The organism is Escherichia sp. E2586 (genome assembly GCF_005781105.1).
In the GTDB taxonomy this organism is placed as follows: Bacteria; Pseudomonadota; Gammaproteobacteria; order Enterobacterales; family Enterobacteriaceae; genus Escherichia.
The window spans coordinates 126897-141651 of the sequence record NZ_VATN01000022.1 but is presented as its reverse complement, the minus strand read 5'-3'; the positions used below and the strand labels follow the sequence as shown (position 1 = coordinate 141651).

General features: G+C 56.6%; 16 protein-coding genes. 1 reads left to right on the top strand and 15 read right to left on the bottom strand.

What is annotated here, in order from left to right:
- Positions 1–96: 96 nt before the first annotated feature.
- The 14 genes from FEK50_RS19965 to FEK50_RS19900 all read right to left on the bottom strand — a co-directional run bounded on the left by FEK50_RS19965 (position 97) and on the right by FEK50_RS19900 (position 12901).
- Complete coding sequence (locus FEK50_RS19965) at positions 97–849, bottom strand: TIGR03747 family integrating conjugative element membrane protein (protein ID WP_135524439.1); 753 nt, start codon at positions 847–849, stop codon at positions 97–99.
- Positions 842–2938 (bottom strand): type IV conjugative transfer system coupling protein TraD, encoded by a 2097-nt coding sequence (gene traD / locus FEK50_RS19960; RefSeq protein WP_135524438.1) that lies wholly within the window; start codon positions 2936–2938, stop codon positions 842–844. Before traD ends, FEK50_RS19965 begins: the two co-directional genes overlap by 8 nt.
- 54 nt (positions 2939–2992) lie before the next feature.
- Complete coding sequence (locus FEK50_RS19955; protein ID WP_135524437.1) at positions 2993–3517, bottom strand: integrating conjugative element protein; 525 nt, start codon at positions 3515–3517, stop codon at positions 2993–2995.
- Entirely contained in the window at positions 3514–4173 is a 660-nt protein-coding gene (locus FEK50_RS19950; protein WP_126510101.1) for a transglycosylase, read from the bottom strand. The genes FEK50_RS19955 and FEK50_RS19950 overlap by 4 nt, the downstream gene beginning before the upstream one ends.
- On the bottom strand, positions 4152–4871 hold the full coding sequence (locus FEK50_RS19945; RefSeq protein ID WP_135524436.1) for a TIGR03759 family integrating conjugative element protein: 720 nt from the start codon (positions 4869–4871) through the stop codon (positions 4152–4154). Before FEK50_RS19945 ends, FEK50_RS19950 begins: the two co-directional genes overlap by 22 nt.
- Positions 4872–4877: 6 nt before the next feature.
- Positions 4878–5651, bottom strand: a complete 774-nt coding sequence (locus tag FEK50_RS19940) for a Tat (twin-arginine translocation) pathway signal sequence (RefSeq protein ID WP_135524435.1) — start codon at positions 5649–5651, stop codon at positions 4878–4880.
- Positions 5648–6244 carry a PilL N-terminal domain-containing protein gene (locus FEK50_RS19935; RefSeq protein ID WP_171025407.1) on the bottom strand — a complete coding sequence of 199 codons (597 nt, stop codon included), beginning with the start codon at positions 6242–6244 and terminating at the stop codon, positions 5648–5650. The genes FEK50_RS19940 and FEK50_RS19935 overlap by 4 nt, the downstream gene beginning before the upstream one ends.
- Before the next feature lie 191 nt (positions 6245–6435).
- On the bottom strand, positions 6436–7332 hold the full coding sequence (locus tag FEK50_RS19930; RefSeq protein ID WP_097292613.1) for an Rpn family recombination-promoting nuclease/putative transposase: 897 nt from the start codon (positions 7330–7332) through the stop codon (positions 6436–6438).
- Positions 7333–7380: 48 nt separating this feature from the next.
- Entirely contained in the window at positions 7381–7917 is a 537-nt protein-coding gene (gene ssb, locus FEK50_RS19925) for a single-stranded DNA-binding protein (protein WP_021555969.1), read from the bottom strand.
- A 15-nt stretch (positions 7918–7932) separates the two neighbouring features.
- Positions 7933–8136, bottom strand: coding sequence for a hypothetical protein (locus FEK50_RS19920; protein ID WP_021555970.1), 204 nt, complete (start codon positions 8134–8136; stop codon positions 7933–7935).
- A 90-nt stretch (positions 8137–8226) separates the two neighbouring features.
- Positions 8227–8682, bottom strand: a complete 456-nt coding sequence (locus tag FEK50_RS19915; RefSeq protein ID WP_000115787.1) for an STY4534 family ICE replication protein — start codon at positions 8680–8682, stop codon at positions 8227–8229.
- A 590-nt stretch (positions 8683–9272) separates the two neighbouring features.
- Positions 9273–11282, bottom strand: coding sequence for a DNA topoisomerase III (locus tag FEK50_RS19910; protein ID WP_094276110.1), 2010 nt, complete (start codon positions 11280–11282; stop codon positions 9273–9275).
- Positions 11283–11297: 15 nt separating this feature from the next.
- Positions 11298–11990, bottom strand: coding sequence for a PFL_4669 family integrating conjugative element protein (locus FEK50_RS19905; RefSeq protein WP_094276111.1), 693 nt, complete (start codon positions 11988–11990; stop codon positions 11298–11300).
- A 164-nt stretch (positions 11991–12154) separates the two neighbouring features.
- Positions 12155–12901 carry a MipA/OmpV family protein gene (locus FEK50_RS19900; protein WP_000161351.1) on the bottom strand — a complete coding sequence of 249 codons (747 nt, stop codon included), beginning with the start codon at positions 12899–12901 and terminating at the stop codon, positions 12155–12157.
- 225 nt (positions 12902–13126) lie between these two features.
- On the opposite strand from FEK50_RS19900, the gene FEK50_RS24235 reads away from it, so the two are divergent.
- Positions 13127–13393 carry a hypothetical protein gene (locus FEK50_RS24235; RefSeq protein ID WP_164717070.1) on the top strand — a complete coding sequence of 89 codons (267 nt, stop codon included), beginning with the start codon at positions 13127–13129 and terminating at the stop codon, positions 13391–13393.
- A gap of 18 nt (positions 13394–13411) precedes the next feature.
- On the opposite strand, the gene FEK50_RS19890 is transcribed toward FEK50_RS24235, so the two are convergent.
- On the bottom strand, positions 13412–14656 hold the full coding sequence (locus FEK50_RS19890; RefSeq protein ID WP_094276112.1) for an STY4528 family pathogenicity island replication protein: 1245 nt from the start codon (positions 14654–14656) through the stop codon (positions 13412–13414).
- Positions 14657–14755 lie beyond the last annotated feature (99 nt).

Here is a 14755-nt window from a genome sequence, read left to right as displayed (position 1 = left end):
CAGCTGACTGACGCGCAGAAAAGGCTGTAACATGGCTTGTCTGCCGACACCCCGGCACAAAACCAGTTTTGCACCGGAGTGTCCGGCATCTGTGGATTATAAATACTTCTTGAAGGATGCCATGGTCACGGTGATGGCAACTCCCAGAAGCATGGCCGCCGGCCATATCAGCAGGTTCGGGTATACTGCCGTGGGCCAGGACATATAAAGAATACAGGGAATGTATATCGCCGGTTTAATGGACTTTCTGGCATGGTGATAAACAAAACTGGATTCATACGCAGCACCGTACCTGCGCAGGTCACGTCTTCCCAGACCCTCCACCACAGCCACCAGTGACACCATCACAAACAGGGGCACTGACAGCACCAGAATCGTCACCCGGACCAGCGTCACCACCGTCACATATACCGTGGCCATCAGGTAATCATGCAGGTAATGCGCCAGCCAGCGGCCCAGAGTATCCACTTCCTGTATCACACTGTTATCAGCCGAAGCTCCCTGTTTCATCCAGGCCATAAATCCGCTGTCCACAAACAGCCACTGGTACGCCGTGGACACCCACTTCATCACCGTCACTGACGGCGTGGACAGCAGCAGACTGCGGGTAAACTCCGAGGATAACCAGCCCAGCTCGGTGTTCATGACCGCTTCACTGTGCTTCGCTCCCTGTTCAGGCCAGAAAAATGCAATACCCACGTACTCAATCAGCAGGCTCAGCAACAGGGAGGAGAGCACCATCCCGGCCAGTGCCCACGGCCACCCCCACAGCAGGTTATACAGCAGCCCGTGCCGGCGTGGGGGGTGTGCAACGTCAGGACGGTTCACATCACGACGGGAATCAGCCATGTCCGTCTCCTTCCGGCACATTCACGGCCGGAGCTTCATGCCACCACCCCTCTCCGGTGTGGTAATTACGCCGCATGGCTTCAGCCACTTTTGCAATGCTCTCCGGCATCAGCGCATCTTCCTTATCCGGCGCCGGCAGCGGCATCCGGATTTTCCACAACTGTCCGCCTTCCAGCAGAGCAAATGCCTGCCCCTTTGGCAGGGTGACGATATCCGCCGGCTCCAGTAAGGGAACCTTTACTGTACCAACGCGGTCCTGGGTGCTGGAGGTGAAATCCTGTCCGGACGTCACATCGGCGGTATCCTGATGCCCAGACACCAGTGTTTTGGTGTAAATCTCCACCTGAGGCAGCTGACTGGTCAGCAGCTCTGCCGTCCTGTTCTCCCTGACGCGCAGCATAATCATGTTATTGAAGTTACCCTGTACCTGGGCAGTTTTAGCCGCATTACCGATGCGGGCTTCAATATCCGAAGACGTCTGGGTATACGCCGTCACCTGCATACCGGCACCACCGCCCTTGTTGATGAGCGGAATAAATTCATCGCCCATCAGTTCGTTGAACTCATCACAGTGCAGGTTGACCACATTTTTACTCTCCCCGGCACCGGGCAATCCGGCATTCATACCGTGTTTGTAGATATGTCCGGCCACACTCACCAGGTCTGCAAACATGGAGTTTCCCACGGCACTGGCCACCTCACTGTCACTGAGTGCATCAAGACCGATATACACCACCGCCTTTTTACGTATCACCTGCTCCCAGTCAAACACGGGACGGGTATCGCTCATATCCAGGTAGTCCGGTGCCAGCAGCTCTGCCGTCTTTCCGGTGGTCAATTTTTCCAGCAACGGCAGCAGGGATGCCACGATTTTATCGAAATAGGTCCGGTCATAACGTACCGCACTTCGCAGACCATCCAGTATCGGGTCATAAAGTTTCTTCCCGGCTTCACTGCTGAGCGCCACCTCAATGGCCCAGATACGCACAGCATCCGGCTGGTTCTGCATGGTCCGGGGCACATCATTCTCACCCAGCACATTCATGTTATTCAGAATGGCGCTTTCCAGTTCCGGCATCTGTTCACTGACCACCTTTCCGGCATAACGAATATAGAGGTCAGCAATATTATTCACATAGCGCATAATCAGCGTGTAATCCGGGCGTTCTCCCAGCGCCACCAGGGCGCGGGCAATGATATTGACAAAACGCCAGGCAAACTCCCGGAAAGCAGCACTGTTGCCTTCACCGGACAACTGCCCCGCCACACGGGTGGCCACTTCCGATACCCGGCCAAAACGCCCCACTGCATTATAGCGGGCAGAGATTTCCGGCCAGCCCAGATGAAAGATATAAAGCTCATCGCCCCTGCCGGCCCGGTGTGCTTCTGCCCAGACACGCAGCAACAGGTCAGCATCCCCTTTGGGGTCAAAGACAATGGTGACCTCTCCCCGGCGGATATCCTGTGTGACCAGCAACTCTGCCAGCCGGGTTTTACCGACACGGGTGGTACCATAAACAATGGTGTGTCCCACCCGCTCTCCCAGCGCCAGCGTCACATCCTGTTCATCCGGTTCAATACCATGCAGTGCCGGATTCCCGCCCACCGGCGGCAGGGGGCGTACCGGATTCAGCGGAGAGTCCTGACGCAAAAGTGCGCCCAGGCGGGGGACGGTATGCTCCGTTTTCAGCTCAAGCTGACGGGCCATCCGGTACAGCCAGCCCGGCTGAAGGTACCTGGCCACCTCCGGGCGCAGCGTATCCTGAAGGCGCTGGGTGTGTTTCTGTGTCCAGCGAAATCCCTGCCCCAGAAAAAGGCGCTGACGGCTCACGGGTATCTGCCGGGTACTCATCACATAACGGGGCAGACGCCGCAGATTGCGACGGTAGCGGATGACCTTCATTCCCTGGCGAAAACGGACCGCTGCCAGAACACCAAAACCGGCAGCAGTGGCATAACTGACCGACGGCGCGAGCGCCACCGCCCAGGGCGCTGTCACACAGACACCGGCCGCCGTTGCCGCCACCACGGCAGTGTTCAGCTCCACCGCCGGTCGCAGCAAAGCCTCAATGACATAACGATTACTCATGAATGTTTTCTCCTGTTTCAGTCCCGTCGCATCTACCGCTCACAGGTACCTGCATCATGGCTCCACCTCCTGTGACAGCCCGTTGTCCGTTATCAGCACCGGGTAAGACTTCAGCTGTAACCGGCGGGCCAGCGCAGAACCGGATGTCGGTGCCATCGCCACGCCGGGAGCCAGTTCACGCAGCGTGCGCAGGCCGTTTTCATCAGCCACATTCACCACCATTCCGGCAGCATGGCGCGCCCGGAGCGCAGCAGCATTTTTCTGCAGCCACTCGCGGGAATACGCATCATCCCCCACAAGGAAAAGTGCACCGATGCCCGGTAGCTGAAGCGGGCGTGGTGTCACCTCTCCGGGTGACATTTCAGGTGTGCTGACCGGCAGCATCGCGGCTTCTCCCTGCAGAAGAGGCTGTGGTGAAACAACCGGTGCAGAAGCCGGTGCCTGCCGGTTGATACCCTCAAAAAAAGGAGCCGCATCCCTGCCCCCCAGGTCAGCAATCACCATCAGTTCAGCACTGACGCTCGCTGAAAACAGAAGCCATACAGGAAAATAAAAAGTAATCCGTCTCAGTCTGTTCATTCACGCCTCCGGGGCTCTGTCCAGATATAATCCGCAGCCGGTGCCAGCATGGCTGTTTGCTGTGGCGTCATACTTTTTGCATTCAGCCGGTCCAGATGACGTCTGACCAGGGCGGTGTAACGGGCGGCCGGCTTTCCACCGGCAGGATGGTGATAACAACCGGCTGTCTTCAGCCAGCTGTCGGGATGGCGCTGATGGCACTCCTGCAGAATGACTGCCGCCGTCTCAAGACTGGTGTACGGGTCAAAGGCCGCCCATGTTGACGGGAAACGATGACCATTCCACCCCAGATTGACCTGCGCTATCCCGACATCAATGCGTCTGGCCGGATAACGTTTCAGAAAAACCTGCAGTGCCTGCCAGGCCTCCAGACGGCTGGCATAACGGTACCCCTTCCCGGCCACATTAATTGTCCAGGGCCAGGGGCGGGAGACATCCGGAAGACGCCCGTCGCGGCGGGAATACTGCATGACGCCGGCCATATCACCGGGAGCCATGGCGGTCTCTGTCAGGGAGACGGCATACAGCACTTCTGCCGGAATACCGTGTGCACGGGCCACCTGCGCATACCCGTCAGGAATGGTCTGCGCAACAGCCTGACACATACCGCTGCCTGCCAGCATCAGCAGAACGGTCAGAATGCAGCCACGCGCCATCCGTCCGCCCCCTGCTGCAGTACCACCGGTATCTGTCCCTCACCAAAACGCAGCCAGCGCCCCGCATCATGGTTCAGGGTGATATGCCGGCTACGGACCTTCTCTGGTGGGATATTGTGCTCACGTGCCCACTGACGAAGCAGCCCGTCTTTCCCCTGACTGTCCACCAGGTAAATATCCACCGGCTTACCGGATGCCAGCACCTTACTCAGGCGGATATCACAGGACGCACAGTCCTTCGCCTTCACAAACAGCGCCAGTCTGCCTCCGGTGTCCCCGGCCAGAACACCGGCATTGCCCATACTGACCGGCAGCTTTTCGGGATAAAGACGCTGCCATGCCGCATCAACCTCCCGCTGAAAAGCCAGCTCCTTCTCTGTACGGGCATGCTCTTCCTTCACCCACTTTTCGGCATACGCCCTGCGCTCAGCCGGTGTCCGGGCCTCAATACCCAGTGCTGTCAGCGGGTCCAGACCCGGCGACTGTATCCCGCGGGGTCCCGCCATCAGTTCCTGATAACGCCCCCAGTCCTCCTCACTCAGTCCCCACCGCCCAGCCTGCTGTTGCAGCGACTGCGTGGCGCTTTGCGTATGCTGTGACGTATCCGTACGGGACGCGTCCGTCACGGTCGTATTCTGGTCTGCAGCCTGCGCCAGTGCAGGTATCAGCATCACCAGTAACAGGGATTTCAGTCTCATCTTCACTCACTCCACCCTGACCTGTACCTGACGTCCGTTCACCCGGAACGTCGCCTGTTCGTGACCGGCATGAATCAGTGTCCAGCCGGCCACACTCTCACCTTCCCCGAGCAGTGCCACCTGCGACAGACTGGTATATCCCCGGGGTGCCACCGCCGCATATGACTGCGCTCCCCGGCGCTCGGTGCCGGTCAGAACAAACGGCGCCCGGCGGGAGGTGCGCGACATTCCTGAACGAGCAGTCAGAGGGCGGGCGATTTTCTGTACCACCGGAGAGGGTTCTTTCGTTCCGGATACGTCCTTTTTCCCGGTGCCGGAAGCAGAAGGGGATTCTGACTGAACAGCCTGAGGCTGTAGCTTCTCTGCCTGTGCAGCCAGTATGTCCAGCCGCAGGGAAAAGGCTTTCTGTGCAGCCTGAATCTGCTCAAGGGACGCCGGCAGTTCCTTAAGCTGCGTCTGCTGAACCTCCGTCAGAACGGGCTGCCGGACCAGCTGCGCCAGACGCGCACTCTCCGCCTGCAGCTTCGTCTCCAGTTCACTCAGTCGTGACTGCAGCGGTGCCAGTGCCGCCGCTGTCAGACGCTCCCCCTGCTGTTGTTCCAGTATTGCCAGACGGGTATCCATCGCCAGCATGCCGCGTCCCGTCAGATACAACGCCACGCCCGTCACCACAACCAGCAGAATCAGGGAACTCACTGCCACGCCCCGCAGAAATGAATACCTGCGTGTTGTGGGTTTATCTGCCGGAACGGGCGTTATCATCTCCTGTTGTTCGCTCATTTTTTCAGGAAGCCTCCCTTAGCCGGTTGTGCCACCGGAGCCGTGATTGCCGGAGAAGCCGGCACCGGTGCCAGCTGGCCTGCCGGTAACTGATACCCCTCCCGCAGACTGTGGCAGACCACCCGCTGAACATCGTCCACTTCCAGTTGCCAGGCCGGTCCCGCCATCACCTGCAGGGCCGTACGCAGTCGCACCGGTCCCTGCTGATACTGCACGGCGGGCAGGGGCTGGCGGTACAGCACACCATTAGCCGGCCCGGTGGCACACAGCGTGTAACCGGACTGTTTCAGGGCATAACGCATGGCATCGGCCACAGTGGGCTTTAACGACGCCGGAATACGGATATCAATCATCTGGGAAAGCGGGTCACGCTGCGCTGCCTGCGGTGCAGTGCTGACCAGCAGGTAACGGTCGTAACGCACCACTTCCGGTGCCGGCTGCGCATAAATATCCGGTGACACCGGCTGTACATTGCGGGAAACGCTGACGGAAGGTACCGGCATGGCCGGCGCACGTTGCTGAAGTTTTTGTGGACTGTTACACCCGGCCAGCAGGGCCAGGGTAACCAGGGGAAATAAGCTCCCGGGTTGCATCTTCATCCGGATAACTCCTCTGCAGTGATAAAACAGCGGTCACTGTGCAAAGAAGCGCCGGCAGGCTCAACGAACAACTCATTATCAGTAAACAAAAAAAACGCCAGCGTAAAAGCTGGCGTGATGTTGATAATGCGGAAAATGGCCTCTCATATCAGCCACACCCCGCCCCGTGATAACACGGAAACGGATTAACCGAGCGCTTTCTGCAGCTCTTCATCAGAAAGCTGCAGGATCTCCTGAATACTCTCAGGCGACATCCCCATCTTCTGCATCCGACGGGCTGCCTCAAGCATCTTCTCAAGCGCCTTTTCTCTCTCTTCCTGACGAAGTCGTTCAGCGATAGTCATAATATCATCCTCATACCGGGGCAGATGTTCTGCCATCGCCCGTATAAATTCCGGTGAAGCCGAATCGCATGCCTTCACCATATAGTTTAACAGAACCACCACCTGTTCGTGTGATCCCTGTATCTGAAGCAGCTGCGACAGAAAGTCAAGCTGCGTCATCAGATCGCCCTTCCGCTGACGGACCTTCATCAGAAGCATCAGGGCCGCCATCTGCTGATAGCAGCGGATACCCTCATCATCAAGAAGACCAACATCAATAACGCGGGGCGGCTTTCCTTCGCCGTAAAGCTCACGACCAAGCGCCGGATCGTCCAGACAGTCCAGCCAGTTCAGACTGTACGGATACGGACTGGGTTCACCGTGATAAAAAAGCACCGGGATCACAATGGGAGCCCGATTATGCGTTTTCAGGTGGCGATACATTATCGCCAGCACATAATGCATCATGCGCAGGGCCATAAAACGATCCGCAGAGCTCTGATGTTCCGTCAGCGTATAGATGTAGCCATCACGGCCATCGGTGGTTTTCATACTCCACAGAACATCACTGGCAAACTGACGCAGATCCGGATCCACAAACGTGGCCGGCTCCAGCTTCAGGGTGTTCATGTCACACCGCTGTAACTGTGACGGCGGCAACGCAGCTTCCAGAAAATCCCTTGCAACCGAAGGGGTTTCCATCATCGCCCTGAACGCCGCATCGTGTGGCGTGGGGGTGGTATGATTTTTTTCACTCACGATACCTCCTTGATAAAAATGGGGGCGGTGATGCCCCCGGGGTTAACATTACATGGCATGGATAATCCGCCGTTCAGCGCCATATCCCGGTCCACTGAAAGGAATGTCGTCGTCAAAATCCATCGGCATTCCCCCGCCGTTCCCGGAAGCCGGTGACGGTGAGTTACCCGCCGGCGCACCGGCAGTTCCCTGACCGCTGTGTGCAGGTGCGGCACCGCTGCCCTGCTGGCGCGGAGAGCCCAGCATCTGCAGGGTGCCATTGACACTCACCACCACCTCCGTCGAATAGCGATCAACACCATTCTGCTGATCGAACCATTTCCGGGTCCTTAACTGGCCCTCGATGTACACCTGTGAACCCTTACGCAGGTATTCACCGGCAATCTCCGCCAGTTTTCCGAAAATCACCACGCGGTGCCACTCGGTCTGCTCCTTCATTTCACCGCTCTGTTTATCACGCCAGGATTCACTGGTGGCCAGGGTCAGGTTCGCCACAGCTCCGCCGCCATTGGGGAAGTAACGGAGTTCCGGGTCCTGTCCAAGATGCCCTATCAGTATCACCTTATTAATACCGCGTGACGCCATATACCCTCCTCATCCTCACGCACACGTCCGCTGCGTCCAGGTGCCGCTTTCCAGCGCCTGTGCCGCCTGCTCATGGTCTCTGTAATACTCCACGGATTCACGGGACACCGGTCCCTCATCACACTGAGTACCAATATAATAACCACGTACGCTGCTGAGAACCTGAAGGGGTAACGTATAACCGGCCTGTGCGGCCAGAATGCCATTTGGCTGTTGCATGGGAAGTTTCCTTAAAGATAAAGACAATAAGAAAACAGACCGCCCTGATGAGGCAGTCTGTTTTCATCAGGACGGTTGAGAAAAGTACGATCAGAAAGAATTTTCTGCGTATTGCTGTTGCATGGTGCCGTTTTGCGGCGGCAGGGAGTCTGATTTTTCAGCCTTGTAAACCATCTCCTGGCCTATCTTGATCCAGTCCACCTTGATCAGGCGGGCCTTCAGGCTGACGCGTTGTTCACCAGCATGCTCTCCCTTGTTCAGGGTGAAGATGTCAGTGGACAGGTTGCTCAGCGTGAAGCCAAGCAGCACCTTGCGATCTTCATCCACCGCCTTCTGGCAGCGGGCAATCAGGGAGGTTGCCTCCTTACCGGCAACCGTGACATCAAAACGGACGTAGGACGGGCTGTCCGTGGGTCCGCTCAGCGCATTCACCACACAGCTGAGAAACGAGCCGTTCTGGTGATTCACCTGACGTACATTACTGAGATACCCCAGACCTTTGAGGGTCAGATTAAAGTATTCAGTTTTGGCAGTATTTACAGACATGATGATTTCTCCATGGAGTTAAAAAATGTGATGACGGAGAACATCACCGCCCCTGACGGGAGTGAATGTTCCCGTCGGGGATGCCGGATCAGCTGAATTCCGGCTGTCTGAACAGATAAAAAAGCCCTCATCGTCGCGTCATAATGCGCTTTTTGTGACGACATTCTGCTCTCAAGAGCGCGCAGATTTACCCCATTCACGTGGAATGCACCACCCTTTCAGGCTCAGGGGGTGTTGAATGCAGCCACCCGAAGGCGTTCCTCACAGGCTGCCGGAACATTGGTGGTCGTAAAAACGACAGTCAAGCCCGGTCATCTTTTAATCACCACAGACAAATGTCAACGCTAAAACAAATAAAAAAGGCACCGGGATTTCCGGTGCCTGAGGGGGATACCAGCCCCCGGGGTTAACTCTCATCATCTCCGGGGATAAATCCCGGCGCGGTTTTCACGGAGGGGATGCGCCTTGTAACCCCGCGAGTGTGCATTACGGGTTACCGGACCCTGGAGCTGCCCGCTCCACTGTGGTCAGCAGGGTATTGCATCAAAGCTTAACCACACTACCCGATCCTGAACAGGGAGAAATTAAGATTACTCCGTTTTAGTTTTTCCCGTTTTTTTTCGCCGCCCGGCCTTTTTCTGCGTGTTCACCACGCCCTTACACTCAGGATACCGCTGACAGCTCCGGAACAGCCCGTGCTTTCCCTTTCGCTGCCGGGTCGGCCCCTGACAAATCGGGCACGGCGGCGTCACCGGCATCGTCATACTGAAGGGCTGTTCCCGTCCGGATGAGACCAGATGACGCACCCACTGCTGCTGCCTGTCCATAAAGGTATCCAGCGACATTCTGCCCTGTGCAATATCATCCAGAGCCTGTTCCCACAGTGCCGTCATTCCCGGGCTGGTCAGGGCTTCCGGCAGGGCGGCCGTCAGCTCCCTGCCCCGTTGCGTTGACCGGATATGCTTCCCGCTCTTCTCCAGATACTGCCGGGCAAATAACACCTCCAGCACACCGGCACGCGTGGCCTCCGTCCCCAGACCGGCATTCTCCCGCAGCACTTTTTTCAGCTTCGGGTCGCAGACCTGACTGGCGGCGTTTTTCATGGCGGCAATCAGGGTTCCTTCCGTAAAAGGGGCCGGAGGTGACGTCATCCGGTCCTTCAGTTCTGAGCCGCTAATCCGGCAGTGTTCACCCCGTTCAAGCACCGGCAACGCCATTTCCGTCGTCTGTTCATCTTCGCCTTCAGCAGCGTCTGCAGCCTCCCCGGAAAACAGACCTCGCCAGCCCGTCACCACATTCACTTTCCCGCGGGCTCTGAACAGTTGCCCGCCGAGTGTCAGTGTTGCATCGGTAATATCAGATTCCTGCAGAGGCAGGAACTGGGCCAGATAATGCTGACGGATGAGCTGATACACCTTCAGTTCATCCTCACTCAGTGCCCTGATATCAAAGACCTGCCGGGTCGGAATGATGGCATGGTGTGCCGTGATTTTTTTGTCATTCCAGATACGTGAAACAAAACCGGGATCGAGCTGTGCCAGAACCGGCGTCAGGGCCGGGTCTGAACGCGCCATCGCCGCCAGTACCTCCCGGCTTTCCTGTTGCATGGATTCAGGCAGATAGCCACAATCCGTCCGGGGATACGTCGTGGCTTTGTGCGTCTCATACAGGGACTGCGCGATATTCAGCACAGTCTGCGCCCCCATACCAAATTTCCGGGAGCAGCTCTCCTGCAGTGTACCCAGCGAAAAACAGAGCGGAGCCGGTGTTTTTTCACGCTTCCGGGTCACCTCATGCACCACCGCTGACGGTGTCTGCTGACACAACTGAAGAACGGCCCGGGCTGCCTGAACGTTCACGCACCGTTTCTCTTCATCACAGTACTGCTCTGCCGCCACCCAGACGGCCCGGAACCGGATCCCGTCTTTCTCCAGTCCGGCAAACACCTGCCACCAGGGGCGCGGCACAAAACCGGCAATCTCCTGATCCCGTCTGACCACCATGGCAAGCGTCGGCGTCTGTACCCTTCCGACGGACAACACATCCGGGATCCCTGACGCCCGGGCTTTAAGGGTATACAGGCGCGTCAGGTTCATCCCGATTAGCCAGTCGGCCTGACCACGGGCCAGGCCGGCATCATACAGACGGGCCGTCTGCTCACCGGGCAGAATATTTGCCAGCGCCTCCCGGACGCTGGCCTCATCCAGGGCAGACAGCCACAGTCGGCGGACTGGCCCCCGGTACCGGCAGTACGTCAGCAGTTCCCGGGCGATGACTTCTCCTTCCCTGTCCGCATCCGTGGCGATCACCACTTCAGACGCACGCTTCAGCAGGCGGCTGATCACCGTAAACTGGGATTTCGTCTGCGGTTTAACCGTCATCTGCCACTTTTCAGGCAGAACGGGAAGCGACTCCATACGCCAGGGAACCCCGAACTGCTCCCCGTAAGCTTCCGGGGCAGCCAGCTCCAGCAGATGCCCCACGGCCCAGGTGACCGTAACAGTATCGCCTTCAATACAGCCCTCTCCCCGCCCGCTGAGCCCCAGCACCCGGGCAATATCCCGCGCCTGTGACGGTTTTTCACACAAATAGAGTTGCATGGCACCTCCGCTGTATTATTTCAGGGGCGGAGAAAAAACAGAGCGTTTTTTACCGCTCATGATATCCGGATCAGGTTTTCCAAAACGGCTGACAGCCACCCTGCCCTTCTCCGTGCCGGATAAAATATCCTGCCGGGTGGCATGAACCGTTTTGTAGGACTGCGCCACGCCATATACCTTACGGACAGCGTGCCCCCCGGTATCCAGTATGTTGTCCCGCTGCGCCCGCGAAATCAGCCCGTAGTGAAAGGCATGAAACGCTTTCATGACCAGTTCGTCATACCCCACAAGCAACCAGACGCAGCGATACCCCAGAGGAGAGCTGCTGAAAACACCAATGTTCACGGGCGAAGATGATGCAATATCAGAGATCACGATATTGCCGGGAATACTGTTCAGCACCGCCTCCAGTCCGGCGACCTGCTGACGGATCTGTTCCGATGCCTGCGATAATGCCTCTTCCAGCCTGACCAGCAGCATATCCGCCCAGGGATTATCACGCTCCGCATCCCGGGTTGCCTGCCCGGCCCGGGCAATGACCTGAGGCATGCTGATGATACCCGGACGGGGTTTACCATCACCGGAAACCTTCTCCGCTTTGCGCCCTTCCCACAGGCGGATGGCATAATGGGTATGTAACAGAATGGACAGCGAGGACTGCAATGCGCCGACCCGCACTTCTTTCTGGTTCAGTTTATCTTCACTCATATCAGTTCCTTATAACAATCAGGGATAAAGTGAGATCGTCAGGACGAAGCGCAGAAGGAACAACAGAAAACCAGATTCAGGGCACAGAAAAATGGGGAAAGCGGGGAAGCTCAGTACACCGGTGCCCGTAATCCGGCACCGGTGAGCATCAGGCCATCCCAGTATCAGAAACGATAAGTGATCCCGGTGGAAAACAGCCCATCCCATGACCTGTCCACCATGGGAGAGTTTTTGACCTCATCAGATAAGCGGCTGTAACGTGCAGTTCCGTAGATTCCCCAGTTGCTGGCAAAGGTGTAATTTGCGCTGACTTCAAGGTAAGGCGCCCAGTCATCATCGGCTTTATATCGTTTCAGGCCACTACGAGCAGACTCTCGACGCGATACGCCATAGTAATAATCGTTCTGTTTCTGGCTGCTCCACTCCACACCAATACCCGGTGTCAGGGTGAATCCGCCATTCACATAGCGGTATAACCACGCCACATCACCAACAACGCCATTGCTGTTATCCAGAACATCCGCCGCCAGACTCGTTCGCAGAAAACCATACGGCGTGTGATGGGACCAGGACACTCCGGCCATCATCGTGCTTTTACGTTTATCAAGGCGGCGTAACTGATGATCGTTGCTGTCATCCGGTTTGAAATACATCGGCGACCAGTAGGCCATCACCGACAGGGTATCTGCAGCATCGTTCCAGAGGTAATATCCACCGCCCAGACCACGGAACCAGAAGCTGTCGCCGTCATAAGACACTGCCGGGATAAGATACGCTTCAGAGTCGTAACCTTTATAAGGCTGATCAATCACGCCGACACCGGCTCCCAGTGTCAGAGTGCTTTCAGCATAAGCTGTGTTCACCGATATAGCGGTCAGCATACTGAGTGCCAGAATTTTAATTTTGGTCATAAAAAATCCTTCCTTAGTCAAAATTTCAGCGCGGAAAGTATACTGACGAAAAAAACGGCGACAAGTATTCAGTTTCCCCCCTCTCCTCCAGTCCCTTTATGCAATCCTGGTTTTCCCCTGAAATAAACAGGGTCTGGCAGGGCCGGGGAACACAGCATCCTGTCAGGACATTTCCGGCTGACGCCGGGCTTCGGCGGTTTACCGTCAGATGTTTCAGGATATTCAGTGCCGCCGCCTTCCATGCTGCTAACGCAGCATAATTTTTGTTCTTTGGTGACACTGGCAATGCTGATTAATTTTTATTCTCTGTTACCACTGGCAATGCTGGTTAATTTTTACTCTCTGTTGCCACTGGCAACACTGATTAATTTTTGCTCTCTGTTGCCACTGGCAACACTGGTTGATTTTTGCTCTCTGCTGGCACTGCCAACACTGGTTAATTTTTGCTCTCTGTTGCCACTGGCAACACTGGTTGATTTTTGTTCTCTGTGAACGTGGACCACAACGCCATTACCGGATTCTTATCGCAGAACGGTTACGCAGGGAGGCCCGCAGCCCTGCCACAATGCCACTCAGACGCTCTGCTGAAATGGGTTCTGTACGTTTCCGGGTGACAACAGGTTGCGAAGTGGAGCGCGCTCCTGCCCCCGCCTGTGTGATGGCTGATGCAGCGACGCGCTGCTTCTGTTTCGGCGGATAAAAATTTCCCTCCCGGGCACGCTTCAGCACCGCAAGCAGCCAGCCCACTGGGTTCTGCAGTGACTGACTGCCCAGCACCCCAGACAGGCTTTCCAGCACACCCTGTGCCAGCGTTTCCGGCAACGCCTGCAACTGACTGGTCAGCATGATGGCATCCTCTTCTCTGATTTGCCCCGTCAGCGACGCCGGCAGTACGTACGTGTTTTTAATCACACTGTGTGTGATATTACGTACGTAATGGTTCGGTATCCGTACTCTGTGATAACCTGCTGATTTTCCTGATGGTTCGGAATCCGAACTCTGTCTTTCTTGCCCCATTTTTTTACCCGGTTCGGTTTCCGAACTCCGCTTTTCCGGTGCCGAACTCAGTGTTTTCACCACCGGTTCGGTTTCCGAACCCGGCTGCATTCTGCCCTCCGTCACCCGCTGACGGGCAGCCATCTGCTCCGGTGTCTGGGCACTTCCTATCCGGGCTTCCAGCTGACTGATATGGCTGTGATAGTGGCGCATTCCCGGATCATTTTTTATTTCACCCAGAATATCCCGTGCCGTCTGACTGATGGTCCGGTTCCGGCTCATACAGGCTTCTGCCACCATATCCAGATAACGTGGATCCATCGCCTCTGCATCGCAGAACGTCAGGGGCTCGTCATGCTGGGCGTAAATGTTTCCCCGAACCCGGCCTTTATCATCACGTACCCGTTTACACAGGCTCAGCCAGCCCGTGATCCGCAACATCAGCAATACCCGGCTGACGGTTTCTCTGGAGGCTTTTCCCTTCCCCGGGGATGCCAGCTGCAGTTGCAGTTCATCGTAAGTGGGAAAAATAGCGCCTTCATTATTCTGCGCATACAGCCGGATCATCATCCATGCCATCTTATCCAGCGGTGAAAGACGCGTATCCAGCAACAGACGACGCGGAATGGCATCATGCACATTGCCGGTGAACAACAGTCCGCTGCGTATTCGCCTCTCCTCCTTCCGGGCTCCGGTGGCCATACGATGCTTCATTTTTTCCAGGGTATACGCAATCAGGCTTTCCGCAGGTAACGCCATAATCACCTCATTCAGTAGCGACAATATCGCCGCTTTTTATCCGGTACAAAAATGCTTATTACAGCACCCTGCTGGATGCAGGGTGCTGGCTAAACACTT